This window comes from Rhodoplanes sp. P11, from assembly GCF_964266735.1.
Classification (GTDB): domain Bacteria; phylum Pseudomonadota; class Alphaproteobacteria; order Rhizobiales; family Xanthobacteraceae; genus Rhodoplanes; species Rhodoplanes serenus.
Genome location: NZ_CAXWGY010000018.1, coordinates 266566 through 290149, shown reverse-complemented (window position 1 = coordinate 290149; position 23584 = coordinate 266566). Strand labels below are relative to the sequence as shown.

General features: G+C 66.2%; 29 protein-coding genes. 4 read left to right on the top strand and 25 right to left on the bottom strand.

The features are described 5' to 3' along the window. Window positions 1-3 precede the first annotated feature (3 nt). The 25 genes from ACFQUV_RS18135 to ACFQUV_RS18015 all read right to left on the bottom strand — a co-directional run bounded on the left by ACFQUV_RS18135 (window position 4) and on the right by ACFQUV_RS18015 (window position 19864). Complete coding sequence (locus ACFQUV_RS18135; RefSeq protein WP_129608335.1) at window positions 4-339, bottom strand: DUF736 domain-containing protein; 336 nt, start codon at window positions 337-339, stop codon at window positions 4-6. A 46-nt stretch (window positions 340-385) separates the two neighbouring features. Further along, window positions 386-931, bottom strand: a complete 546-nt coding sequence (locus ACFQUV_RS18130; RefSeq protein WP_129608336.1) for a S26 family signal peptidase — start codon at window positions 929-931, stop codon at window positions 386-388. Beyond that, the gene (locus ACFQUV_RS18125) at window positions 928-1437 is read right to left on the bottom strand and encodes a DUF2840 domain-containing protein (protein ID WP_129608337.1); all 510 of its coding nucleotides are present in this window, start codon (window positions 1435-1437) and stop codon (window positions 928-930) included. Before ACFQUV_RS18125 ends, ACFQUV_RS18130 begins: the two co-directional genes overlap by 4 nt. Next, window positions 1434-1688 (bottom strand): hypothetical protein, encoded by a 255-nt coding sequence (locus ACFQUV_RS18120; RefSeq protein ID WP_129608338.1) that lies wholly within the window; start codon window positions 1686-1688, stop codon window positions 1434-1436. The genes ACFQUV_RS18125 and ACFQUV_RS18120 overlap by 4 nt, the downstream gene beginning before the upstream one ends. Next, on the bottom strand, window positions 1685-2320 hold the full coding sequence (parA, locus tag ACFQUV_RS18115) for a ParA family partition ATPase (protein WP_129608339.1): 636 nt from the start codon (window positions 2318-2320) through the stop codon (window positions 1685-1687). Before parA ends, ACFQUV_RS18120 begins: the two co-directional genes overlap by 4 nt. 208 nt (window positions 2321-2528) lie before the next feature. Next, window positions 2529-3407 (bottom strand): replication initiator protein A, encoded by an 879-nt coding sequence (locus ACFQUV_RS18110; RefSeq protein WP_129608424.1) that lies wholly within the window; start codon window positions 3405-3407, stop codon window positions 2529-2531. Window positions 3408-3417: 10 nt separating this feature from the next. Beyond that, a complete protein-coding gene (locus ACFQUV_RS18105) occupies window positions 3418-3693 on the bottom strand; it encodes an AlpA family transcriptional regulator (RefSeq protein ID WP_129608340.1) in 276 nt (91 codons plus the stop codon). Window positions 3694-3833: 140 nt separating this feature from the next. After that, window positions 3834-4373, bottom strand: coding sequence for a DUF2285 domain-containing protein (locus tag ACFQUV_RS18100; protein ID WP_129608341.1), 540 nt, complete (start codon window positions 4371-4373; stop codon window positions 3834-3836). Next, on the bottom strand, window positions 4297-4605 hold the full coding sequence (locus ACFQUV_RS18095) for a transcriptional regulator domain-containing protein (protein ID WP_244601504.1): 309 nt from the start codon (window positions 4603-4605) through the stop codon (window positions 4297-4299). The genes ACFQUV_RS18100 and ACFQUV_RS18095 overlap by 77 nt, the downstream gene beginning before the upstream one ends. 119 nt (window positions 4606-4724) lie before the next feature. Next, a complete protein-coding gene (locus ACFQUV_RS18090) occupies window positions 4725-4970 on the bottom strand; it encodes a DNA -binding domain-containing protein (protein WP_129608342.1) in 246 nt (81 codons plus the stop codon). 138 nt (window positions 4971-5108) lie between these two features. After that, entirely contained in the window at window positions 5109-5360 is a 252-nt protein-coding gene (locus ACFQUV_RS18085; protein WP_129608343.1) for a helix-turn-helix domain-containing protein, read from the bottom strand. Between the two features lie 207 nt (window positions 5361-5567). Further along, entirely contained in the window at window positions 5568-5894 is a 327-nt protein-coding gene (locus ACFQUV_RS18080) for a DUF736 domain-containing protein (protein ID WP_129608344.1), read from the bottom strand. 579 nt (window positions 5895-6473) lie between these two features. Further along, entirely contained in the window at window positions 6474-6914 is a 441-nt protein-coding gene (locus ACFQUV_RS18075; RefSeq protein ID WP_129608345.1) for a hypothetical protein, read from the bottom strand. Window positions 6915-7056: 142 nt separating this feature from the next. Further along, window positions 7057-7986 (bottom strand): DUF2493 domain-containing protein, encoded by a 930-nt coding sequence (locus tag ACFQUV_RS18070; RefSeq protein ID WP_129608346.1) that lies wholly within the window; start codon window positions 7984-7986, stop codon window positions 7057-7059. A 332-nt stretch (window positions 7987-8318) separates the two neighbouring features. Beyond that, window positions 8319-9380 carry a toprim domain-containing protein gene (locus tag ACFQUV_RS18065; protein WP_129608347.1) on the bottom strand — a complete coding sequence of 354 codons (1062 nt, stop codon included), beginning with the start codon at window positions 9378-9380 and terminating at the stop codon, window positions 8319-8321. After that, window positions 9380-13735 (bottom strand): strawberry notch-like NTP hydrolase domain-containing protein, encoded by a 4356-nt coding sequence (locus ACFQUV_RS18060; RefSeq protein ID WP_129608348.1) that lies wholly within the window; start codon window positions 13733-13735, stop codon window positions 9380-9382. Before ACFQUV_RS18060 ends, ACFQUV_RS18065 begins: the two co-directional genes overlap by 1 nt. Window positions 13736-13832: 97 nt before the next feature. Next, complete coding sequence (locus ACFQUV_RS18055) at window positions 13833-14138, bottom strand: DUF4326 domain-containing protein (RefSeq protein ID WP_129608349.1); 306 nt, start codon at window positions 14136-14138, stop codon at window positions 13833-13835. A 145-nt stretch (window positions 14139-14283) separates the two neighbouring features. Next, window positions 14284-14526: a DUF6117 family protein gene (locus ACFQUV_RS18050; RefSeq protein WP_129608350.1), complete on the bottom strand. Its 243-nt coding sequence runs from the start codon at window positions 14524-14526 to the stop codon at window positions 14284-14286. Beyond that, window positions 14523-14948 (bottom strand): hypothetical protein, encoded by a 426-nt coding sequence (locus tag ACFQUV_RS18045; protein WP_129608351.1) that lies wholly within the window; start codon window positions 14946-14948, stop codon window positions 14523-14525. Before ACFQUV_RS18045 ends, ACFQUV_RS18050 begins: the two co-directional genes overlap by 4 nt. A gap of 72 nt (window positions 14949-15020) precedes the next feature. Beyond that, a complete protein-coding gene (locus ACFQUV_RS18040; protein ID WP_129608352.1) occupies window positions 15021-15215 on the bottom strand; it encodes a hypothetical protein in 195 nt (64 codons plus the stop codon). Between the two features lies 1 nt (window position 15216). Then, window positions 15217-15870, bottom strand: a complete 654-nt coding sequence (locus ACFQUV_RS18035; protein ID WP_129608353.1) for a hypothetical protein — start codon at window positions 15868-15870, stop codon at window positions 15217-15219. A gap of 70 nt (window positions 15871-15940) precedes the next feature. Next, on the bottom strand, window positions 15941-16162 hold the full coding sequence (locus ACFQUV_RS18030; RefSeq protein ID WP_129608354.1) for a hypothetical protein: 222 nt from the start codon (window positions 16160-16162) through the stop codon (window positions 15941-15943). A 60-nt stretch (window positions 16163-16222) separates the two neighbouring features. Further along, entirely contained in the window at window positions 16223-18364 is a 2142-nt protein-coding gene (locus tag ACFQUV_RS18025; RefSeq protein WP_129608355.1) for a ParB N-terminal domain-containing protein, read from the bottom strand. Window positions 18365-18527: 163 nt separating this feature from the next. Further along, window positions 18528-18914 (bottom strand): DUF2958 domain-containing protein, encoded by a 387-nt coding sequence (locus ACFQUV_RS18020; RefSeq protein ID WP_129608356.1) that lies wholly within the window; start codon window positions 18912-18914, stop codon window positions 18528-18530. Further along, window positions 18911-19864 carry an ArdC family protein gene (locus ACFQUV_RS18015; protein WP_129608357.1) on the bottom strand — a complete coding sequence of 318 codons (954 nt, stop codon included), beginning with the start codon at window positions 19862-19864 and terminating at the stop codon, window positions 18911-18913. Before ACFQUV_RS18015 ends, ACFQUV_RS18020 begins: the two co-directional genes overlap by 4 nt. Before the next feature lie 386 nt (window positions 19865-20250). Between ACFQUV_RS18015 and ACFQUV_RS18010 the strand changes: the two genes are divergently transcribed. From ACFQUV_RS18010 to ACFQUV_RS17995, 4 genes are read left to right on the top strand one after another with little or no spacing between them, the layout of a single operon-like run. Continuing rightward, window positions 20251-21078: a DUF6088 family protein gene (locus ACFQUV_RS18010; RefSeq protein ID WP_129608358.1), complete on the top strand. Its 828-nt coding sequence runs from the start codon at window positions 20251-20253 to the stop codon at window positions 21076-21078. Continuing rightward, a complete protein-coding gene (locus ACFQUV_RS18005) occupies window positions 21075-22154 on the top strand; it encodes a nucleotidyl transferase AbiEii/AbiGii toxin family protein (RefSeq protein ID WP_129608359.1) in 1080 nt (359 codons plus the stop codon). Before ACFQUV_RS18010 ends, ACFQUV_RS18005 begins: the two co-directional genes overlap by 4 nt. Continuing rightward, on the top strand, window positions 22151-23008 hold the full coding sequence (locus tag ACFQUV_RS18000; RefSeq protein WP_129608360.1) for a response regulator transcription factor: 858 nt from the start codon (window positions 22151-22153) through the stop codon (window positions 23006-23008). The genes ACFQUV_RS18005 and ACFQUV_RS18000 overlap by 4 nt, the downstream gene beginning before the upstream one ends. After that, window positions 23005-23583, top strand: a complete 579-nt coding sequence (locus ACFQUV_RS17995) for a hypothetical protein (RefSeq protein ID WP_129608361.1) — start codon at window positions 23005-23007, stop codon at window positions 23581-23583. Before ACFQUV_RS18000 ends, ACFQUV_RS17995 begins: the two co-directional genes overlap by 4 nt. The last annotated feature ends 1 nt before the right edge of the window (window position 23584 follow it).

Here is a 23584-nt window from a genome sequence, read left to right as displayed (position 1 = left end):
CCGTCAGTCCCGCTCGGCGCGCTTCTGCGGACGTGTCCAATGCAAACCCCAGACGGACTTGCCCTCGCCCGATTGAAAGAGATTGGCGCGGATCGGCTGTCCGAGTGCGGGGTCGTCGATCTGGACCGAGACGTAGTCGCCAGCCTTCTCACCGGTGCGCTTCCAGCCTGCGCCGATCTCCGGGCCATCGCCGTCACCGAGATGCGCGCGATAGTCCGGCGCGTTCTCGGCGTCCGAATGTTCCGCCGGAACCAACACCATCTCGATGTCGAGTGAGAGCGTGCGGATGCGTCCGGAATAACCATTCTTGATGCGGGTGAACTCTCCGATCTGAGGCATTTCGGTCTCCTTGGTGGTGCGATGAGAGGGATGACAGTGCGCACCGTCACCGCGTCGGTGCGCGCCATTCGAACTGTCCGGTGCCTTCCTCATCGGTCCACAGCGGCAGCGCGTGGCCGACGATTGCGCTGGCGGGGAGCGGGCCGAAGTAGCGCCCGTCGAGGCTGTCCTCGACCCACCAGTTCATGAGGAAGACCTCGCCGTCGGCGATGCGGCGGCAGCCCTGCCAGATCGGCAGTTGCCGGCCGAGCCGGTCGCGCACCAGCGCATCGCCCATGTCGATGCCGTCGACTGTGACGTGCATGCCATGGCGGCAGACTTCTTGCCGCGGAAGCCCGGCAACACGTTTCAGGAGCGGCACGCCGCGCGGCAGGTAGTGGCGCTCAGCCAGGAAGGAGGAGAGCGGTTCAGGCGCGTTGACGACGACCAGGTCGGTGACCTCAAGCCGATCCGCCGGCGCGATCGTATAGAAGCCAATCGGCATGCTGGCGGAAGCGTTCCAGATGAGTCGGGGCGTCACGGGGACGAAGGAGCCGACGCCGATCGACATCGCGGCGAAGTACGTGGTCATGACGTAGCCAAAGCGCGTCATGACTCGATCTCGCGGCGCAGTAGGATCGCGCGATGTTGCTCGACCGTGTAGGCGCGCGGTTCCTGGCCCGCAGTCAAGCGATTGTGGACATGCCGCCAGTGATGCGGTGAGACCTCGCTCGGATCGATTCCAGCCGACTCAATAGCGTCGATGACCTGGAGGACGCGCTCGACCTTCGGCCAGCTCTCCATCTTGAGGAGGATGTCGCCGCCCGGCCGCACGAAAGGCAGTGTGGAATAGCGCTCGCCCGGCGTGATCGTGCGCACGATGTCGATGCGCGAGATGAGCGTGCCGTGGTCGTTCGAGGCCCAGCGAACGAAGGCGAAGACGCTGTTGGGCGTGAAGCTCAGGACGCGGCGGCGTCGGTCGAGGATCTGCTCATCCTTCTCCTTGCCGAAGCGAATCCAGTATTCGACCTTCTTCTCGATCCATGTCAGCTCGACGCGCGTGAGGCCGTCGACGGGAAACGGCGACGGCACGAGACGCAGATGCGACGCGCCGGTCATGGCAGGTCTCCTTCGGCTGGAGGGAATTCGCGGGCGAGCAGGTCGCGCAGCATGTCCGCGACGGTCAGGCCGCGCTGGAAGGCGACGATCTTGATGCGGCCGCGCAGCTCCGGAGTGATGTCGATCGTCAGCCGCGCGGTGAATGCGGCCGCGTCGCTGTTGCCGCTGGAGCGCGGTTCCGGCGCCTTGATCCAGCGTTCGGGGTCGGCCGGTCGCGCGATGAAGGCGCGTTTGGAAGAGTGCTGAGTCATCGCGCCAGCCTCCCGACTTCGCTCGCAAGGGCAGTGATCTCGCGCGCCGCACTCGTTGCGTGGGCTTCCCAGACGAGGCGGCCGGATTGCGCGGCGTCGGCAAAGGCGACGCGCTGGCCGACCTTGGAGGTGAGCAGCGGCGGATCGTGATCGGCGAGCGTGAGCGCCGTCTCGCGCGCGATGATCGTGCGTGCGCCGCACCGATTGAGCACGAAGCGGGCGACGAGCTGTGGCCGGTAGACGCGCGCCTCGCTCAGCAGCGCGAGCATCTCGGCCGAGCCCCAGCCGTCGAACGGCGATGGCTGCACCGGGATCAGGATGATGTCGGCCGCGAGCAGCGCCGAGCGCATCAGCCCGGCGACGCGCGGCGGGCCGTCGATGACGATGTGATGGACGTTGCGCGCGAGCTCGGGCGCTTCGCGATGAAGCGTGTTGCGCGGTAGGCCGATCACGCCGAACAGGCGTGGTAGGCTTTCGCGGGCGCGCTGCTGCGACCAGTCGAGGGCGGAGCCTTGCGGATCGGCGTCAATGACGGTGACACGCTGGCCACGCCGCGCCCACTCGCCGGCGAGGTGAAGAGCGAGCGTCGTCTTGCCCACCCCGCCTTTCTGGTTGAGCAGCGCGACGATCATGGCGCGCCCCGCTCTCGGCGGCGCTCATGCACAGGTGTGGATTTCGGAGCGGCCGTTAGAAAGATTCCGAAGGAATCTTGGTTAGAAGAGTTACGGCGCGCGCAATGGCTTGAATCAGCGTGCGGATTCGACGATTCCGGTCCCCGATAGCACGAGGATCGGGTCCCCGATGGCACGATAGGTTCGGTCCCTGATAGCTCGAGACGATTCACAGCTTATCCCCAGCGCGCGAGGTCCCGCGCTGCTCCAGCGAAGCGAGGGCAGCGGGATCGATGGGCGCGAATGAAAGGCGTTCGGGGGCGTCCGGCGGCTGCTGGATGGTCAGCCGGTAGCCGGGCAGCGTCTGCCGGCGAACGATGTCGCGCAGATCGTAGGCGAAGTGCTTGAGCGGCGAGAGGCTGCCGGACTTCGCGTGCAGATAGGCGATGTCGAAGCTCCATCCGTGCTGCTGGCGGCCGCCGTGCTTGCGCACGAGGCGATAGAGCCAGCGCTCCAGCCCGCCGGTCAGGCGGAAATAGGCGCGGTCGATGGTGAGCACGAGCGCGTCGTCAAGGACCGCGGCGTAGAACCAGTCCGGCACGATCAGCTCGAGGCCGAGCGGGCGACCGTGCGGATCGGCCTTTTCTTTCCACTCGTTGATCCAGGAGAAGCGGTGCATCCGCCGCTCGTTTGGCTGGCGGATCGAGGTCGCGACCGTGGTCGATTGCAGGCGGTCGAGCGCGGCTTTGAGACGATCGTAGTCGCGTGCGCTCACGCCGCGGCCGATGAAGGAGAGAATCTCGTAGGGCGTTGCCGCCATCAGGCGCGAGGGCCGCAGGCCGAGATCGCGCGCCTCGACGATCTGCGAGGCCGCCCAGATCAGCACGTCGGCGTCCCAGATGGTCGCCATGCCGTGCTCGGGCACCGCCTCGACGCGGATAACGATCGTGCCGGCTTTGAAGTCGATCGGCGTCAGCCGCTTCGACTTTGCGAGAGAGAAGAATGGGTAGGCCATGAGGTCCTGCGCATCGCGCGGCGCGAGATCACCCGGCAGCGCCCGGAAGAGATCGAGCTGTTCCCGCTCATTGGTGCGTCGCGACAAGGACATGCGGTGCCTCTTAGCGACGGCTGCGGCTGGCCTGCCCCGCGGCCGCGTCATGACGCTTGGCCGGCAGCACCGAGCCGCGCGGGTCGGATGTCGATGTGACGGCGCCGCGGTCGGCCCAGGCTTTCAGGTCGTCGAGCGCATAGACGACGCGACCGCCGAGCTTTCGATAGGCTGGGCCGGTGCCGTAGGTGCGATGCTTTTCGAGCGTTCGGCTGGAAAGGCCGAGGAAATCCGCAGCCTCGGGCGTGCGCAAAAAGCGCGGCGGCAAGCCGGCAAGATTGGTCATTGTCGCACCTCCGGGCGTTCGTTCAGATTGCCGGCGAGCACCGGCGAGCGAAGGCCACGGTGGCGGAGGAAAAGCAGTGTGGGGGATGGGGAAGATGCGAACGCTTAAATCGCACCCCCGGGGTCGGGCAGGCGCCGAAGCTATCGACGGCGGCGCCGACGCAGAAGTGCGCGATAACCGCCATCGATCAGCGAGAGGCCATCTTTCACAAGGTCGATCGTCACGTCGCGGAGCGGTGAGGTCTTCCAGGGCATTTCTGAAATGCGAGCGGGTCCGAAGATTGCCTCGGCGATCTCGCGATAGCTGGCGCCCTCATTGTGGCCGTCAACCGCCTGCAGCATGCGTCGAAGCCTGCGCCGTTGTTGCGCGGTGAGTCGAGGATCGGGCGGAACGCGGCGATTGTTAAGGGCTCGCCACAGGCGCATGGCGGCATCGATGCGATCATGGCCATCAGCGCCAAGTGGCAAGACCGCCACGACAGGCTGTTCCGGCGAGGTATCGGGCGTCAAAAAGACGCGGATTGTTCTGGCGCCATGGCCAAACAATATGCTTTGGCCATCGGGACTGCTATGCGCGTGATCGCTTGCAAGGTCTGCGAGAGACTTAACCTCGACGGACGTAAGCTGCGGCACCGAGGAGAGGATGACGGTGCCTGGATCTACCTCCGGTGCCCAGAACACGGTGGCCTCGGTCGCGGCAAGCGATGGATCGATCGGGAAAGCGTAACCCCCAGCGCTGACGCACAAGGTCTACGAGACGATCAGCGTCGGCGATGAGGTTTCCGCCTTGCCCGTAATCTTGCTGATAGCGCTTGTTGCGCCTGAGCGCTTCCCAGGCGGCATCGGGGGCGTAGAGGCTATCCACGTAGTCATACGATGAGGATGATCGCCAATGCGTCGTGTCGGGTCGCATGCCCTCTCCTCCCTTCCGCGATACGTTGGTGCGGAGGACGGACACGATTGCCAGTTGTACGAATTGCGGGAAGACCCATGGGTGGCAACGGGTGATGCCGGGACGGCACCACCCTACGGTTAGACGCCGGCTTCGCGCACGAGCTGTCGATATCCCTGCTCGGTCATCCAATGAGCTCGGGCAAGATGGCTGCGATGCACGCGAAGGGCGCGGTCGGGTTCCTTTGCGGGATCAATCCCGAACAAAACCTCGACCGCCTCATGCCAGTCGGCACCGTCGCTCTCGGCGTCGAGGAGACGCAGATAGAGCTTCATGTGAGTTCGGTCATAGCTCGTGAGAGCCATGCTCTGCGGCGGCTCATCCATGAACGGAACGTGTGTCAAATCGAAACCCGCGGGTCGACGCGTCTTCGCGTCAACGAACTGTTAACGCTACGCGGTCTGACGCAGAGTGCAAAGGGGGGAGCTTGAACGATGATGGGGACGTTCACGAATCGTGCGGCGTCATCGTTTGGTGCCGGCCTCGACTTTCGCGCGGACAAGCATCACTCCTTCGCCCTGGTCGGACGACAGGAAGACGATGCCCGCCGCTTCGAGCGTCCGACGGACCTGATCTTCCGTCGATTCGTAGACGGCGCGATGACCGGATTCGAGGCGCTTCAGCGCCGTGAGCGAAACAAGGGCCCGGTCAGCAAGCGTTTCCTGCGTCCATCCCAGCAACGCGCGAGCGGCCCGCGATTGTCGGGCGGTGATCATGCATGATCACCTCCCACTGGGCCGACCGAGCGCGCCAGAACTACGACTATAATAGTCGTTCTTGCTAGGCGGCGCGAGTCGAAATAGGGGCCAACGGCAGGCGATTGGCGCGAATCGCGCCGCGCTGATTCGGTCGTTCCTTCCTTGCCCATCCAAGCGAGCTAGGCCCCGCCCGGTCGATCCGGGCGGGGCATGGTGGCTCTCGCCTCAGTCGGCGCTGCGGCGGCCGTTGGGGCGGGACCAGATCAGGCTGTAGGCCTCGCCGTCCTCGTCGTCGAAGAGGTTGGCGTAGATGGGAGCCGTGAACGACGGGTCGTCGAGCTTGAGACCGAGATAGTCGCGGCCCTCGTTGGAGCGCTTGGCCCAGGCGGCGCCGATCTCGACGCGGCCCACGAAGACGCGGTGGCTGGGGGCGTTCTCTCCCGAGCGGTTGGTCTCCGGGACGATGCGGACGTTCTTGGCCTGGACGCTGAGGGTGACGATCTGGCCGACGAACTCGTTGCCGGACTTCTTGAAGGTGCCGATGGTCGCCATAGTAGTTCTCCTTGATCTCTGTTTCGAGCCCGCACCATTGCGGCCTCGATGGCGATCGGTTGGCCGGAGGCGATCGACGCCGCACCTGCGCGCAGGCCGTAGCGCAGCGGAGGATGGCAGCCGGGAGACTTTCTTGTTTCGCGAGGAATGGGCGCAGCCCAGGGGAAGAAAGTCGATCGGCGCCATTGCGGCATAGGCGATCGAGGCGAAGCCGGCCTTCGGCCAGATCAGCCCATCAAAGAGGCCGCTTGGAGCGCTCGATCAGACAGAGAAAGGATCAAGGAGAACTGGCGACTCCGTCGTGCAACCGTTGAGACCCGGCGGATGGCGGCGAGGGCTTCACCATGTCGAGGCAATCAGAACCCGCATCATGACTGCGGAGGAGACGAAAGGGCGAGCGATCCGGCCGCTGCCCCCTCGGGGCGCGATGTTCGTTGTGCTGCCCAGCCTGCGTTCCGGAGTGATCAGCGAATCATGGCTCAAGCAAGTACCCGCGTTGTCCGGCGCGGCTGCGTTGGCCACCAACGAGGAGGGACCAAAGGCAGCGTGATCTGGTTATCCCACCGTGCTTGCATGGCGTCAGGCCCGAGCCACGCCCTGGCCGGATTGACCGGGCGGGGCCAGCGTCGCGAGCCGGGCGAAGGCAGTGATGCCGACGACAACAGCCCCGATCACCGAAAAAGCAACCGCCCAGGTTTCCGAGGGCATGGTGTGCTTCACGATACCATGGGTCGCGTGATAGCCGGCGATGGCCGCGGGCGCGACAAACACCGCCGCGATCATCAAGCGAAGCCAGAGCGGCTTGACGAACGCAAGCAGGAGGCGGCCGACGAGGAGCGTCGCGAGACCCGCGACGAACCCAACGGCGATACCTCCAAGCCAAGCGGCGCCAGTGCCGTATGCCCACACCCCGGCCGTCACACCCGCGAACAGCGGCAGTGCATAGACCGCAAGGTAGAACAAGAGAGCGCAGACGACGCCAATGGCGACGATGCTGGCGAGAATGCTGACGACAATCATGATGGTGGCCTCCGTAAGAAGCATCTGACGGTCGCGCCTTCCACCACCACCACGGCGCTAACGGTTACTATAGCAAAAAATCGAAGGCCGCGGCGAGTTGAAATCGCCGCGGCGCTCTGATTCCGGGAGGTGTTGACGGCGGTCACTTCGGCTTGTCGCCGTAGCGCCAGACGGGAACTCCGAGCTTCCTGGCCTTGTCAGCCAGGTTGTCCTGGATGCCGGTGCCCGGGAAGACGATGACGCCGATCGGCAGAATGCCCAACATGGCGTCATTGCGTTTGAACGGTGCGGCCTTGGCGTGTTTCGTCCAGTCGGGCTTGAAGGCGATCTGCGGCACGTTGCGGTGGTCGGCCCAGCGGGCTGCAATACGTTCGGCGCCCTTTGGCGACCCGCCATGCATGAGCACCATGTCGGGGTGCTTGGCGTGCACCTGGTCGAGCTTGGCCCAGATCAGCCGGTGATCGTTGAAGTCGAGCCCGCCGCTGAGCGCGACCTTCGGGCCGGGGGGCAGCAACACCTCGGTCTCGGCGCGCTTCTTCGCGGAGAGAAAGTCGCGGCTGTCGATCATCGCCGCGGTCATCGCACGGTGGTTGACGAGTGAGCCATTGCGCGGCCGCCAGGCCGTGCCGGTGTGGCGCTCGAAGTGCTCGCAGGCCTGGTCGCGCATCAGCTCGAAGGCGTCGCGTCGCTCGATGAGCGTCTGCCCCTCGGCGATCAGTCGCTCCAGCTCGACGGACTTGACCTCGGTGCCATCCTGTTCGCGCTGGCTGCGGCGCTGCGCCTGCTCATTGTCGTCGAGCTCGCGGGCGATGCGGTTGGCGGCGCGGTGAAAGACGTTGGTGGTCGACCAGAGCAGGTCTTCGAGATCGGGCTCGAGGCGGGTGTCGCTGAGCGTGACGACGAGAGCATCGAAGATGTCGGCGACGGCTCCGGCGACGAGGCTGCCTTCGGGAAGCGGCCGGGGGTCCGGTTCGTCCTGAAAGGGGCGGAAGCCGTAGAGCTGAAGCTCGGATAGAACGTGATCGGTCGGGGACGAGCTGTGGTGCGGTTCGAAGTCGTCGTCGGTGGTCATGGGATGCTCCGTCGCTGGACTGGCCGCGACCCTCGCGGCCTTCATGGCGACGGAAGACGGCGGGCGGGCCGGCCCTGCACCCGGAGCGGAGCGCAGGGCCGAAGTGCAGCGGAGGGCCGAAGGGGGCCGACTATTTTGCTTCGCGATGTAAAGGCGGCTTTGCCGCCGACGGAAAATAGTCGGCCACCAAGGTTGCCGGGCCGGGCCGTTTGCCGTCCCGATCGCCCTCTTGAAGGCCGAGGGCGCGGCTCTCTCCGGCACTACGAAGCATCGGCCGCCGGCGAGGTTCTGGACCTCACCTTCGTCCCGGGCGTGGTCCACGGTCGCGTGCTCTAAGCGGCCTCGGCCATGAAGCGGGCGACATCCCGGTGTGCGATCTGCGCCCGAAGGTCGGCGCGTAGCATGTCAGGGCCGAGTATGCGGAGATCCTCGTTGAAGTCGCCAAGCCTCGGCGACAGCGCGATCGCCTCGATCCCGTCGTCGGACGCGCGCTCGATCAGCGTTGCCATCGCACCGTCGCCAGCCGGATCGTCGTCCCGAACGATATAGAGCCGGCGCAGCGTGTCCGTGAACAGGATGGCCGAGAGATGGGCTGCCGACAGAGCGGCGACCATCGGCATGTCCGGCAGCGCCATCCTCAGCGAAAGCATGGTCTCGATGCCTTCCCCCGCAGCCATGACCTCGCCGGCCATGCCGAAGCGGACAGCGTTTCCGAGAAGATCGCCCATCGCGCGGCGCGGCGTGCCGATCGGCGCCTTGCCGAGACGGATGGGATCGAAGCCGTCGGGATCGAGCCAGGTCCGGTGCGCGCCGGTGAGGCGGCCATCGAGATCGGTGACGGCGGCGATCATGGCGGGCCAGGTCTCGGTCGCGGAATGCTCGTCCGGCCGGTAGTAGCAGCGCGGGTGGAAGCGGAGCGACCCGGTTCCGTGCAAAGACGTAATGCCGCGTCTGCGGAGATACCCCTCGACGAGCGTGCCATGGATTGGTCGCGACATGGCGAACAGCCGCCTGGCGGCTTCCGGGGAGCCAATGTGCGCTGGCTGGATCGTCCGCCGACGCTCGCTCGCCTGCGGTTCGCGTTGCGGCAGGCTGAGGAAGGCGCGTGCCTCCTTGGCGACGTCGGCGAAGTCGACCAGGCCGCAGGACTCACGGATGACGTCGAGCAGGTCGCCGTGCTCGCCTGTGGCGGCATCGGTCCACTTCCCTGCCGCGCCCTTACCGCTGTCAGGGCCGGTCAGGCGCACGAACATCGAGCGGCCGGGCGAGTTACGCACGTCGCCGACCATCCAGTAACGGCCTTCGCGGTGGCCGTTGGACAGGTAGCGACGGCACACCGCCTCGGCATTGCGCGCGAGACGGTGCGCGAGTTCGGAAGCGTCGAGCCGGGACATCACGCCGCCTCCCGCTCGCCGACGCGCGCCACCGGATAGCGATCCATCACCTTGGCGAGGATGGCCGGGCCGCTGGCGTCGGTGGGCACGAACAGGCGCAGCTTCCAGGAGATGATCTCGGAGTAGAGACCATCGGCGGATAGCCGTTCGCGCATCGTGTCGGTGAAGCCCGACAATTCGATACGATGACCACCCATCACCCTGACGCGCCGAAGCTGAAGCCCCTCGGCCAGGTCGATGACGGTCTTGCCTTCGATAAGGGCCGCGAAGGCGTCCTCCGGCGTCAGCGATGGCAGGCCGGTCGCGGTGGCCGTGGCCGCCCAGGCCGGCGAGACCCGGCGGCCGATGATGCGCTCGCCGTCGTCGGTTTGCAGCCGGTACACCCGCGTCGACTCGTTGGGCAGCCGTTTCCAGATCGGAAGCAGCAAACCTGCGACCATGTGGATGGTCGAGTCCGCGAACGGCGGCACCTCGTTCAGTTCCGCGGTCCAGGCTGCGGCGAAGGCTGTCTCGTGCGCCTCCTGCCAATGGCTCTCCGACATCGTGCGCACGGGCACGTTCGGCGCTTCCATCGGCCGGATCAGGCGGACGCGGTATTCGACCTCGCCGTCGTCCAGCATGACGGACGGCGCGTGGACCTGCACGGCGGCACGGCCGGAGCGTTCGTTGATCAGAAGTCGCGCCCCGCGCTCACGCAGCCGGCCCAGCGCTTCATCGAGCGTGACCGGCCGGTTGCGCTGACGCTGCTTGATGGTCAGCAATCGCGTCTCGGCGCCGGTGCCGGGATGCGTGTAGATCGTCTGCCGATCCGTGACGAGGAAGCTCTCGGCGCGTAGCGTCTCCAGTCCCATGTCGTAGGTGCCGGCGGCGATCGCACCCTCGATGCGCGCGTTCAGGAGTTGCTCGAAGGCGGTGAACAGGATGCCTTGCAGCTCGATGGTCAGCGCGAGCATGCGGTTGAGGAAGGTGGTGATCGGCGGCAGCTCATCCTTGATGCCGTTGGCATCCATGAGCTTCAGGCCGGTGGCCGCCTCGAACCGCTGAAGCGAGCAGCCCGCGATCTTGCCGCGAACGAGCAGCATGTAGAGCTGGCGCAAGGCGTCGCGCGCATAGTGAGACTCGAGATTGTCTTCGGGCCGGAACAGGCCCTGGCCGCCGGTCTGGCGCTGACCGCGCGTGATCGCGCCGAGCGTATCGAGACGCCGTGCGATCGTACTGAGGAAGCGCTTCTCGGCCTTGACGTTGGTCGCGACCGGCCTGAACAGCGGAGGCTGCTTCTGGTTGGTCCGATGCGTGCGGCCGAGACCCTGAATGGCGGCATCCGCCTTCCAGCCGGGCTCGAGAAGATAATGCACACGAAGGCGCGTGTTCCTCGCCGCAAGCTCGGCGTGGTACGACCTCCCTGTGCCACCCGCGTCGCTGAACACGAGGATGCGCTTGTCGTCATCCATGAACGCCTGCGCCTCCGCGAGATTGGCGGAGGCGGCGCGGGTCTCGACGACAAGGCGGTCGTTCCTGGTCGCGCCGCTGGACTTGCGGACAATCCGGCGCGAACGGCCGGTCACCTCGGCGACGATGTCTGTGCCGAAGTGCTGCACGAGCTGGTCGAGCGCGCCGGGGACGGGCGGCAGGCTCGCGAGCTTGGCGATCAGCGCATCACGGCGGGCAACCGCCTCGCGACTCTCGACCGGCTGGCCGTCGCGATAGACCGGACGCGACGACAGCTTGCCTTCCGAATCCGTGAACGGCTCATAGAGCTGGACCGGAAAGGAGTGGGCGAGATAGTCGAGAACGTATTCCCGCGGGGTGATGTCGACGCGAACGTCATTCCATTCCTCGGTCGGCAGCTCGGCGAGACGCCGCTCCATCAGCGCCTCGCCCGTCGAGACGATCTGGACGACGGCGGCATGGCCTTCCTCGAGATCGCGCTCGATCGAGCGGATCAAGGTCGGCGTCTTCATGCTCGTGAGGAGGTGCCCGAAGAAACGCTGCTTGGCGGACTCGAATGCGCTCCGCGCAGCCGACTTGGCCTGGCGGTTCAGCGTGCCCGATCCGCCTTCGCTTCCGCCGGTGATGTTGGCGGCCTGCATGGCGGCGTCGAGGTTGTTGTGAATGATCGCGAAGGCGTCCGCGTAAGCGTCGTAGATGCGAGTTTGCTCGGGCGTCAGCTCATGCTCGACCAGCTCGTATTCGACGCCGGAAAAGCTCAGTGAACGCGAGGTGTAGAGGCCGAGTGCGCGCAGATCGCGGGCGAGCACCTCCATCGCGGCGACACCACCGGCTTCGATCGCCTCCACGAACTCGGCCCGTGTCGAGAACGGAAAATCTTCGCCGCCCCACAGGCCCAACCGTTGCGCATAGGCGAGGTTGTGCACGGTCGTCGCGCCGGTGGCGGAGACGTACACGATGCGCGCATCCGGCAGCGCGTGCTGGAGCCGCAAGCCCGCGCGGCCTTGCTGCGACGCTTCCTGATCGCCGCGTTCACCCGTGGCGCCGACCGCGTTCTGCATGGCATGGGCTTCGTCGAAAATGACTACTCCGTCGAAGTCGGAGCCCAACCATTCGACGATCTGCCGCACGCGGGAAAGGCGTTCACCACGGTCGTCGGAGCGTAGCGTGGCATAGGTGGTGAATAGGACGCCTTCCCGAAGCGTGACCGGCTTGCCCTGCGGGAATCGCGAGAGCGGCGTGATGAGCAGACGCTCCATGCCGAGCGCGGACCAGTCGCGCTGGGCATCCTCGATGAGCTTGTCGGACTTGGAGATCCACACCGCCTTGCGACGGCCCTGCATCCAGTTGTCCAGGATGATGCCGGCAGACTCGCGCCCTTTGCCGACGCCGGTGCCGTCCCCGATCATGCAGCCGCGCCGAAAGCGCACCGCACCCTTGGCGTCCTCCGGTGCGGCCGTCACCACATCGAGCGTTTCGTCTATCGTCCAGGCGCCGGCGAGATAGTCGGAATGCGCTTCGCCCGCGTAGATGACAGTTTCGAGCTGCGCGCCCGAAAGCAGGTTGATGATGTTCGCCGGAAGGCGCGGACGATAGCTCGGCTTGGGCGGCGCGACCGATGCCATTGCCGCGGACTGGACGAGTTGCGTCGGGTGATCCTGAGCGCCGGGAATCCGGATGCTCTGGAGTGCATAGTCCTCGTAGATGGAATCGGAGAGGCGTGCGCCCTGCGCCGGCGTCCAGTCGACCGTCTCATAGGTGAGCTCGACGCCTTCAGGCTCGGCCGCGCTCGTGAACTGCGAAGTGGCCCGGGCGGTTCGTGCGAGGTAGCCGCGAACAGTGCGCGGCGCGGTGACAGTGGGCACAGCAACGGAGGCCTCGACCGGCAGCCGTGCCGGAACGTGCTCCGCGATCCAGGCCAGCAGCGTGGCGACATTCGGTGCGACCCCGGGCGCACCCGGGAACAGGGTGGGATGGTCGGCCGGGCGCTTGTCGATGACGGTCAGCCGGGTCGGGAATGTCGTGCCGTGCTTGGCATAGACGCGGCCGTCGATGGCGGCGGAGAAGACGACGCGCCCGCGCTCCTGTAGCCGTACATAGGCGTCGCGCCAGGCCGGAGCGTCTGGCGCGAAGTTGGCGCCGGTGATCGCGACCAGGCGACCGCCGTCGGCGAGCCACGCCAGCGCCGAGCCGATATGGCGGAGCGCGGCGTCGGCCATACGGCCCTGCACGTTGGCCATCGCCGAGAACGGCGGGTTCATGACGACGACGCTCGGCACGATGGCGGTGTCGAGGTGATCGTGAATCTGCGCGGCGTCGTGCCGGGTCGTGGTGATGGTCGGAAACAGCAGGGAGAGAACTCCGGCGCGGGTCTCCGCCATCTCGTTGAGGATGAGCGATCCGCCCGCGATCTCCGCGAGGATGGCGAGCAGGCCGGTGCCGGCCGAAGGCTCGAGCACGCGGTCGGCTCGCGTGATCGCCGCGGCCGTCGCGACCGCGAGGCCGAGCGGGATCGGCGTCGAGAACTGCTGGAGGGCCTCGCTCTCGGACGAGCGGCGCGTGTGCGTCGGCAGGAGGCCGACGATCTTCTCCAGCATGGGGAGGGCCAGGGCCGGAGAACCGGCCTTGCGCAGAAGCGCCTTTCCGTATTTGCGGAGAAACAGGACGGTCGCGGCCTCGCAGGCGTCGTAGGCCGTTTTCCAATCCCAGGCGCCGGACGCATCGGAGCCACCGAAGGCGCCCTCCATTGCGGCGCGGAGGGTCGCCGCGTCGACCTGCCGGCCCTGTTCGAGCTGCGGAAGGAGATGGTTCGCGGCTGTGCCGACGCAGCGGGCGATATCGGAGGGAGACGCAAGCGGCGACGCCGCGACCGCAGGCGCGGCCGCGAGAGCGGTGGATGGGGTCATGTCGGTGAACCTCGGGAGAGCGGGAAAGGGCGAGCCGGCCGGCGCTCTCTCTGGACCGCTCCGGCTCAAATCCGTCCCGGCCAAGCTCTCCCTCTCGTCACGACGCTGCCTTTACAGCGCGCCACCAGGCGATGCGCTCCTCGCGCGTTGCGTTGGCGAGCCGCAGCAGATCGCCGTGGCACGGACGCGGCGCGCAGAAGCAGACTAGGTCGCGGCCGCGAAGCTCGTCGAGCGCGCGCAGCAAGTGATGCTGATCGGCGAGCCAGCGCTCGTATTTCGCGATCACGGCGGCTCGGTCGCCGTCGGGGCCGATCCGGAACGGATTGCCCCATTTGCTCCCGCGACCGATGTAGACGGCACCCGCCGGCACGCCTGCGTGATGCTTGTTGAGAACCCTGCACATTGCCGATCGCCTCCTGATCCCGTTGCGACGGACTGGCGACCGGACGGGGCCGAGGCACGCTCGGTCACGCAGCGCAGGCGATGCGGGAACGGCTCGCCCGTTGACCGGCGGGCCGCCGCGTCCAGACAGGCGACGGCGCAAGCGGTCAGGAGGTTGGGTCGTCCGGCAGGGCTGCCGAGGGCGGCACATAGGCGTCGAAGGGGTTGCCGTCGGCGAGATGGCCGAACGGCGTGAACACGAAATCCGTGCCGTCGCGCCCGACAGCGCAGATGACGTAGCGCGCCTCGCCGGTGACGGCGTCGGCGCATTCCATGAGCGCGAGGTTGCCGTCGGCCGCGGCGCGCAGGAGCGTCGCGAAATTCGCCCGCGCATGGTCGGGGATGCTCATCGCGCACCTCGCCTTCCGGACCTGGCGGCCAAAGTGCGGTCGAGCCAGCCATTGGTCGCGATCCATGCCACGGTCTTGCGACGGCCGAGGTCGAGGACGTGTGCGCCGCCCCCGAAGGCGTTCACGCGCGGGCGCGAGCAGGTGTTCGTCCATTGGAAACCCCAGCGTCCGGAGAGGCCGAATTCCTTGGCGCAGCGGAGCACGAAGTCGATGACGGCTTGCGGATCGCCGGTGACGTCATCGCGAATCCAGAGCTGTGTCCCGCCATGCTCGGGCTGGATGGACAGGAGGAACGCTTCGGAGGGCGGGTCCTCCGCAGCGTTCTCCTCCATCATGCGATTGTAGAGATCGAGCGCACGCGCGGCGTTTTTCGGCGTGCCGACATCGAGAAGACAGGAGAAGTGCGTGAAGAAGTCAGCCATGTCAGGCTCCTGAAACGACGAAGCCCGGCGCGATGGCCGGGCTGGTTGAAAGACGGGGTTGCGGCTGGAGCGTCAGAGCCGGAATTCGGCGACGAGGCGCTGCGCGTTGGCGTGATGCGCGAGCATCTCGCGGTAGAAGCGCTTGCGCGCTTCACGCTTCGCCGGATCACGCCGCGCCGTTCGCGAGAGCTTGCGCCGAGCAGCACGGATCACTGCGCGGTCGCTGGCCCAGACCGTGACGCCGAGGCGGAGATAGGTGCCGTACATCTCAGCCTCCCTTCGCCTGTTTGGCTGCTCGCAGGGCGGCGAGCGCAGCGCGGAATTCCGCTGCGCCGATTTCCTCCGACAAATCGATGTCGGCGGCGACGGACACGCATGCATTGTGAATGTCACCGTCCGTCACCTGGTCCGGGGTGAGACTCGCGAACTCACGATCGGTCTCGATGACCGAAGCGAGCTGGTCGCGAACGCGGTCCTCCTGGAGCTGCGCGAGGATGTGAACGGGTCGCGGCGGCGCGACGGGCTCGTCGGGATCGCGTGCGCCCTCGATGATCGCCTCTGCCTTTGCGACCGCCGCATTCGCCCGCGCGAGCCAATAGGCATCCGTCCGCCGTTGTGCGCCCTGGTCCGCAACGACGATCTTGAGGAGACCGAACAGGACCTCGAAGTGCGCGGCCTTGCGCTGGATGGTCTCATCGAAATGCGATGGGACCGGGACGGCCTCGCCCGAATAGGCGGCGTCGGCGCCGAGCCAGATGCCGGTGACGTAGGTTTCGCCGGCGGCCTCGTAGTCGAGCTTGTCGTTCGACCAGTCATCGTCGTCGATGGCCTGACGGCAGGCCTCGGCCGGAGTCGCGGCGTCATAGGTGCGCTGCCGGTAGACCGGCACGCGGTAGGTCGTTTCGACGGTATAAGTGGGCATGACAGGCTCCTGAAACGCGAAAGCCCGGCGCGATGGCCGGGCTGTTGGGGTTGGATGGAGAGAAGTCGGGCTAGTAGCCGAATTGCCACGACGGCCAGGGCTGGCCGTCATCGGCGGCCTTCACCGCCGCGTCGAGATAATCTGCGTCCCCTTCCACGACGGTCGGGTTCTCGACGGGCGTTTCGTCGATCACCGTCACGCTGCAGACGAGGCCGTCTTCGACCTCGATATGGACGGGCACGAGATACTGGAAGACGACGCGGCGGGGCGCGGCCGGGTTGAGCTTGGTCATCGGATTGCTCCTGATCGAGGGGAGGCAGGAGCGGCCGAAGCCGCCCCCGCCAAGGTTGCGTCACTCGGCGGCGATTATCGCCGGGTCGTCGGCGTCGCCGTCGCCCGGCTGCTCGTCCTCATCGTCGGCGAGGAAGGCCGGCAGCGCGTCGCCGTCGGTATCGCTCGCCTCTGTGGTGCTTGCGTCGGGATCGGCGGGACGCAGCGGTTCCGGCAGCCAGCCGGTGTCGGCGAGGAGCCGTTCGGCCTCCTTGGCCATTTCCGGCTTCTTGAGGTGGTCAATGAGCTGCGCCTTCTCTTCACCGAGCGCTTCGCGCACGGCCTCGATGATCCGGCTCTTCGTCACGCGGCCGAGATAGTTGGCGACGCTCGGACGCCATCCGGCTTCCACCATGTCGAGGCCGGTGGCACGGGCGAGCCGATCGGCATCGCGCATGCGCCGGTCGAGCCCGTGCTGGGAGACGCCGTTGCCGCTATACGGATTCGGACGCTCGTACAGCGCGTTGATCCCGTAGCTGACACAATGCGCGAGCAGCGCGAGGCGGCTCGCATCGTCGAGCGCTGCGATCCAGTCCCACAGCCGATCGTCGTCGTCGAGCGGCATGTCGGCTTTCCAGGCCTCCACGCGTGCCTGGATGGCCTTGGCGGAGGCGCTGTCCTTCAGGTCGGTGGCCTGGACGGGGAAGTGGACCTCTCGGACCGACGCCTCGACGGCGCAGCCGTGCGCGGTGCGCTTGAAGGAATCGAGCGCCAGCTTGTGCAGGAGCGCCGTGAGAGCGACGTGCGGATGATTGGCGACCGCGTCGCGCAGCGCCAGCGTCCGATGGGCGGTGAGCTCGATCACCAACCGCTCGGGCAGCGGCTTGACGGCGTCGTCCTCCTCGTCATCGTCCGCGTCCGTGCCCTGGCCGCCGATCGTGATGACCGCGCGTTGGACGGACGGCGCAGATGGAGCATCGTCCCCGCCGGTCTCTCCATCGGCTTCGGCGTCGCCGCCGTCGACGGCAAGAGGCGCCTCGTCCTCGGGTCGCACATAGCCGCGATCGACCACGATGTCGCCGTCGCGGTCCACGCTGACGAAGACGCCTGCGCGCGCGATGTCGGCGGGGTCAAAGATAACGGGACGCTTCTCGAAGGCCTCGAGCGCCTCCTCGATCTCGCCCAGGCGCTGGTCGATCTCATCCGGCAGCTCGTCGGCGCCCTCATAATCCGCTTCGAGCCGGTCGTACTCGGCGCGGAGCGCCTCGCGTTCGGCCCGCTCCTCGTCGGTGAGATCGACGAAGGTACCCGTGATCTGGCGTAGGCCGTGGTCGTAGCCATACGGCAGGTCGAGATCGACCTTGATCCACTTCCAGCCTTCGTTGGCGATCTCGTCCGCGACGGCCTTCAGCTTTTCGCCGACCAGGTGGTGAAGGAGCGCAGGGTCGGCAAGCCAGCCCCCGTCATCATCCTCGAACAGGTCGCGCAGAACGGCGCCGCCGGCCGCGACATAGGCGTCGATGCCGACGAAGCGCGCGCGCTTGTCGGAGGCCGGGATCGTGGTCTCGGTCAGCAACTGGCGGATATGCCAGGGCTGCCGATTGTAGGAATGCTGCACGGCCTCCCACACCTGCTCCTGGCGCGCGTGATCCGGGTTCACGGTGAACGCCATGAGCTGTTCAAGCGTCATGCCCTCCTCCGCATAGGCGTCGCGCAGCACCGGCGAGACGGAGTTGAGGCGCAGCCGCTGCTTCACGACCTGCACGGTCGTGAGATAGGCCGCGGCGATCTCCTCCTCGGTCATGCCCTTGTCGAGCATGTCCTGAAATGCGCGGAACTGGTCGAGTGGATGAAGGCCCGCGCGCAGAAGGTTCTCGGCGAGGGAGTCGTCCTCGGCGAGGATCTTCGTGTCGGACTTGCGCACGACGCAGGGGACGAGGCCGTCCTTCGGGAAGCGCTTGGCCTTCACCAGGCGCTCGATGGCGCGATAGCGGCGCCCGCCCGCCGGCACCTCGAACATGCCGGTCTCGTTGCCGTCCTCGTCGAGAATGGCGCGGACGTTGAGGCCCTGGACGAGATCCTCGCGCCGGCCGATGTCGTGGACCAGTTCGTCGAGCTCGGCTTCCGGCCGGGTTCGCCGGACATTGGACTCCGAGAGCACGAGCTTGTTGAAGGGAATGTCGCGCGAGCGCGAGAAGACGATCTTCTTGGCAGCCTTTGCCATGTCGGGATACTCCGCGACGGGCGCCGAGAGCCTCTCTCTCGGCTTGAAACCCGTCACGAAGCGAAGCGCCGCCCTCTTCCTCTGAGGACGGCGCCACCTTCCGGCGACCCAGAGAAGCGCGGAGCCGGAAACACACAAACGTGAATCTCCGGCTCTGCGGAGTTCAGGATGAGGCGCGTCCCACGCCGTCACGGCGAGCCTGCCGTGCGCGGTAGAGAATGCGTTCGGCGGCACGGATGCTCCCAGCCTCGCGGGCGGCTTCCGCCCAGACCGAGATCGGGAAATCGCCGGTGAAGAGGATGTCGCGCTCGATGCCCATACCGAACGGCAGGGTGATCGAGGCGAGTTCCTCGAGCGAGAAGCTGCCGAGTTCGGGACAGCCGAGGTCGGCGATGCCGAAGAGCGTGTCGCCATCATCGTCGAGCTCGGTCGCGAGCCAGACGCCTTCGCCCAGGGGGTTGAAGAATTTGACGACGGGCACATGGTCGGCGCCGCGTTCGCGGCCATTGGCGAGCAAGCGCTCGCGCAGGTCAGGGGTCAGGAGGATCATGCTGCCCTCCTGTCGACGTCGGTCTGGGGACTGCTGGCGGTATCCGGCAGGAAGCCGAGCAGCCAATCCGCGGCCCTGCTGGCGTGAGAGGCAGCACGAACGATGGCGCGATTGTCCTCGCGCAGCACGTCGAGCCACGAGGCGATATAGTCGGTATGGCGGACGGTCGGGACGATGCCGAGGGAAGCGCAGCAGAACGCCGCGTTCATCTCGGCGACCAGTTCCTCGAAAGCATATTTCTTCGAGCCGAAGGACCCCGAGAGATCGCGGCCGAGCCTGGACGCATGGCCCGTCGCGTGTCCAAGTTCATGCAGGGCCGTGCGGTGCCAGTTGATGGTCTCGAAATAGGCCTGTGGAGGTGGCACCTGCACATAGTCGTGCGCCGGCATGTAGAAGGCACGGTTCCCGCCGATCCGAACATCGATGCCGGTCGCTTTGATCAGCGCCTCGACGGTGGGCTCGATCAACCCCGGTTCGGGTGCAGGCGGAGCGACGGCGAGACCTTCGGGGAGATCCTCGCACTGCGCCACGTTGAAGACCGTGAAGCGCTTCAGGAACGGTATCGCCTGCGCCTGCTCGCCGGTTTCCAGCGCCCGCTTCTTCTCGTTGTCGGGAATGAAGCGATCGGCATAGACGACGGTCGTACCGTGCTCGCCTTTGCGGACATGACCGCCGAGCGACAGCGCCTGGCGGAACGTGAGCCAGCTCTGGACGGGGAAACCGTGCTCGATGACGGCGCCCCAGAGGATCAGCACATTGATCCCCGAATACTGTCGGCCGGTAGCCACGTTCGCTGGCATCGCCAGCGGCGCCTTCGCCGCCGCCGAGCCCCACGGCTGCACCCAGGGAATGCGGCCGGCTTCGAGCTCGGCGATGATCTTGTTGGTAATGTCGTCGTAAAGGCTCGTCCGGTCGGCGCCGGAGCGGGCGTTGCGGTCATGTCTGGACATCGCGGTTCTCCGCGACGGGCGCCGGAGGCCTCTCCTCCAGCCCTCAACCCGTCACGGCAAACCCGTCCGCACTCTCACTCTAAAAGGGGGCGTTGCGGGGTCTCCCCGCAGAAGGGGTCGGCCGAGCCCTTGGCTCGGCCGCAGGGGAAGGCTTTCCCCTTCAGGATTTCAGAAAATGAGTTCCGCGTGCCAGGGTGGGTCGGGCGCTGGGCGATTTATGGTAGAGTTCGTTGCTGCGTCCCATGCGGAAGCGGGGTACGTACAGTCTCGCTAGCCAGTTCGGTTGCCCGACGTCATGCCGTTCAGCCGATCAGGGCTGTCCGAAGTTTGTATATGTTTTTCGGACAAGTTGCCGCTTGTCCGAAAAAGGACTACAAATTTCGGACATGAGCGACTTGCCCGATCTAAAGACAGCCATACTTGAGCGCATCCGTGCGGACGCGCCGCGCAAGGTATGGACGCCCAGCGATTTCGTCGATCTCGCCTCGCGAGACGCCGTCGATAAGGCGTTGCAGCGGCTGACGAAGGCCGAAACTCTCAGGCGGATCGATCGTGGACTCTACGATCAGCCTGGCTTCAACAAGCTCACCCAAAAACCCAATCCGCCTGATCCGCGCTCAGTCATCGACGCCGTCGGGCGACGTGACCAAACCCGGATGCTTGTCGACGGCATGACCGCGGCGAACGATCTGGGCCTAACTGACGCCGTCCCGGCCAAGATCGTGGTGCACACCGACGCTCGGCGCCGCGCAATTAAGCTCGGCAATGTAACGATCACCTTCCGTCCGACCGCGGCCAGCAAGCTATTCTGGGCCGGACGACCAGCGATGCGCGTCGTCCAAGCGCTTCACTGGCTGCGCGATCTCCTGGTTCGTGAAGGGGAGAGTGATCAGGTCAGGCGCAAGCTGGTCAAGCTTTTCGAAGATCCAACGGTGGGGCCGCCACTCAAAGCGGATCTCACTGCCGGTATGACAGCGCTTCCGACATGGATGTGGGTGTTTCTCAAGCCGCTCGTTGAAACCGACGCTGGCGTTCATCGTCGGCACGTCGATGATGATCGTGCTGATGCTGATCATGATCGTCATCAGCAACGAACGGCGGACGATGCCGATGATCAGCGTCACGCTGCCGTCGCCCGGCCCAAGCGAAAGCCGCTCTCCCCGCAGAAGGCACAAACCGCCAAGCGCGGTGCAGCCCGGGCGGTGAAGACATGAATCCGGCTTTCGACGAGGTTCTCGCGGCCGGGTCGGACGCGATGTTGAGCGCCTTCGATACGACGGCGCTACGCCTCGGCACGGCGTCCCAGAATATCGAGAAGGACTTCTGGGTCTGCTGGACGCTGGATGCCTTGTTCAATGGCTTGAAAGAGGGCGGCCCCCGCCTTCTCTTCAAAGGTGGAACCTCCCTGTCCAAAGGGTTTGGTTTGATCAACCGCTTCTCCGAAGACATCGATGTCACGGTGTTTCGGGACGACATCGGCGAGCCGGCCACCATCGACGAGCTCGAAGCGCTGAGTGGCAAAAAGCGCCGGGCGCGCCTCGATGCGATCAAGGACGCTTGCCAAGCCTATATCAACGGCCCGCTGCGTGCCGAGTTGACGGTGATCCTGCAGGAACGGCTCCAGGCTGCCCGTTTCGGAGCCGACGCGGCACGAGTGGAAGCCGATGACGCTGATCCCGACGGGCAGACGCTGCTGATCTGGTATCCCGCGGCAACGCCGCGATCGGATTATGTGCGGGCGGCTATCAAGATCGAGTCGGGCGCGAAATCCGCGCTCGATCCGAACAGCGAAGTGCCGATCAAACCCTATGTCGACGATGATCTGCCGGCGCTCGACCTGACTGTGCCTGCTGTCCGCACGGTCGATCCGGAGCGTACCTTCTGGGACAAGGTCGTCATCGTCCACGGGTTGCGGCGGTGGTTCGACAAACGCGGCGAGCTGCGCGGGGGCGGCCAACGCGTGTCCCGTCACTATTATGACCTGCACCAGCTCGCCGCAGCCCCCGTCGGCGCCGCCGCCATCGCTGATCCGGCGCTCGGCGCGGATTGCGTCGCGCACGCCCGGATGTTCTTCAATCGACCGGACTTCGATCTCGCGAGCGCCGAGCCCGGCTCGTTCACGCTTGCCCCGCATGACGCGATGATCGAGCAGTTGCGCGTCGACTACAGGGCCATGCAAGGCATGATCTTCGGCGACCCTCCGGATTTCGAGGCGGTGCTCGACAGCATCGGCTCGCTCGAGACGCGTCTCAACAAAAAGGGCGATACGGGAGGCGGGGCCGCGCGATGAACCAGTTGGGGGGAGCTGTCGACACCGTGCAAAAGACAGATGCGCGTGGAGCGGGCGAAGCGATCGTAACCCCGCTGCGGAAACGCCGCCTCAGCGGCGAACTCTACGAGCGCGACCCGAAGATAGAAGCCCTCATCGCCGAATTGGCAGTCCTGCCGCGTGATAGCTTGATCGCTAGGGCGGAAATCACCAAGCGCTCGGACCCGGGCTACGTCCCCAGCGAATGTCTCGTGTACTTCATTCGCGCGAGCCGTCGCGACAACAACGAGGTGTGGTTCGAGCGCCTCTATCGGATCTTGACCGAACGGGTGCTGCGCAGTTTGCCCAGGACGGAAAGCTCCGATGGCAAGACGGAATCGCTGACGCGCGGGGTCGTGCGCGACAAGGTGTTCGGCCGGTTCGTCGAGCTCCTTTCGGCGGACCGCGCCGCCCATAACGAAAAGGTCGACTACTTCGAGGTGCGCTTCGACGGCGCGCTGGCGAGCCTGCGGCGCGATGCGCAGGAAAAGGCCTGGCGCGACGAAAACCGTTCCCAGCCCCTCGAATATGACGAGGAGAGTGGTGAGTTGTCACCGGAGGTCGAGGCGGCCGCAGGGATCCACGATCCCTTCGCCACGTCGGATTTCGACGACCCGGCTTACCGGTCGCGCCTGAATGCAGCGATTGAAGCTCTACCGACAGCACAAAGCAGGATCATTCACATGTTGAGACAGGGCTTCCCCATCGACTCCAAGGAGCCGGACGTCATGACCATCGCCAAGGCTTTGGGCCGCTCCGAAAAGACAGTCCGAACCTACCGCGACAAGGCCTTCGCCGCCCTGCGAGCCGCCATGGCCGACGGAGACGAGCGGTGAGCCCGGGCCGCGGACGTCCATCCCGCGAGGACGTGCTCGACGCGTTCGCGGTCGAGAGCGAGCCTGGCCGGTCGACCTTGGAACGCTATCTGCGGCTATACCCGGAATATGCCGGGGAGCTCATCGACCTCTCGCGCGAACTCAGCCGCGAGGCTTATGAAGATGCCGCACCCCTCTCTGCTGCCGATCGGGCGCTGATCGACGCTGCCTGGTCGCAACACGCGAAGGCTATGCCGGCGGCAGCAGCCGACCCTTTCGCGGCGCTGACGGTCGATGACTGGCGCGCCGTCGCGCAGCGTCTGGATGTGCCCCGGCAGGTCGTGACCGCGCTGCGCGAACGGCGGGTCTCTCTCGTCAGTATCCCGCGACGTTTCCTGGCGAGGTTGGCGGAGGCGATGCGCAGCTCTGTCGCGCAGTTGGAGTCGTCCTGGGGGCCAGCGCACCTAATTGTCGCGCGCAGCTATAAGGCCGACAGCAAGCCGGTGACCGGCGAGCAGGTCACCTTCGAGCAAGTGCTGATCGATGCCGGCGTCCCGGCCGAGAAGCGGGCCCGGCTGTTGGCGGAGGCGGACTGAC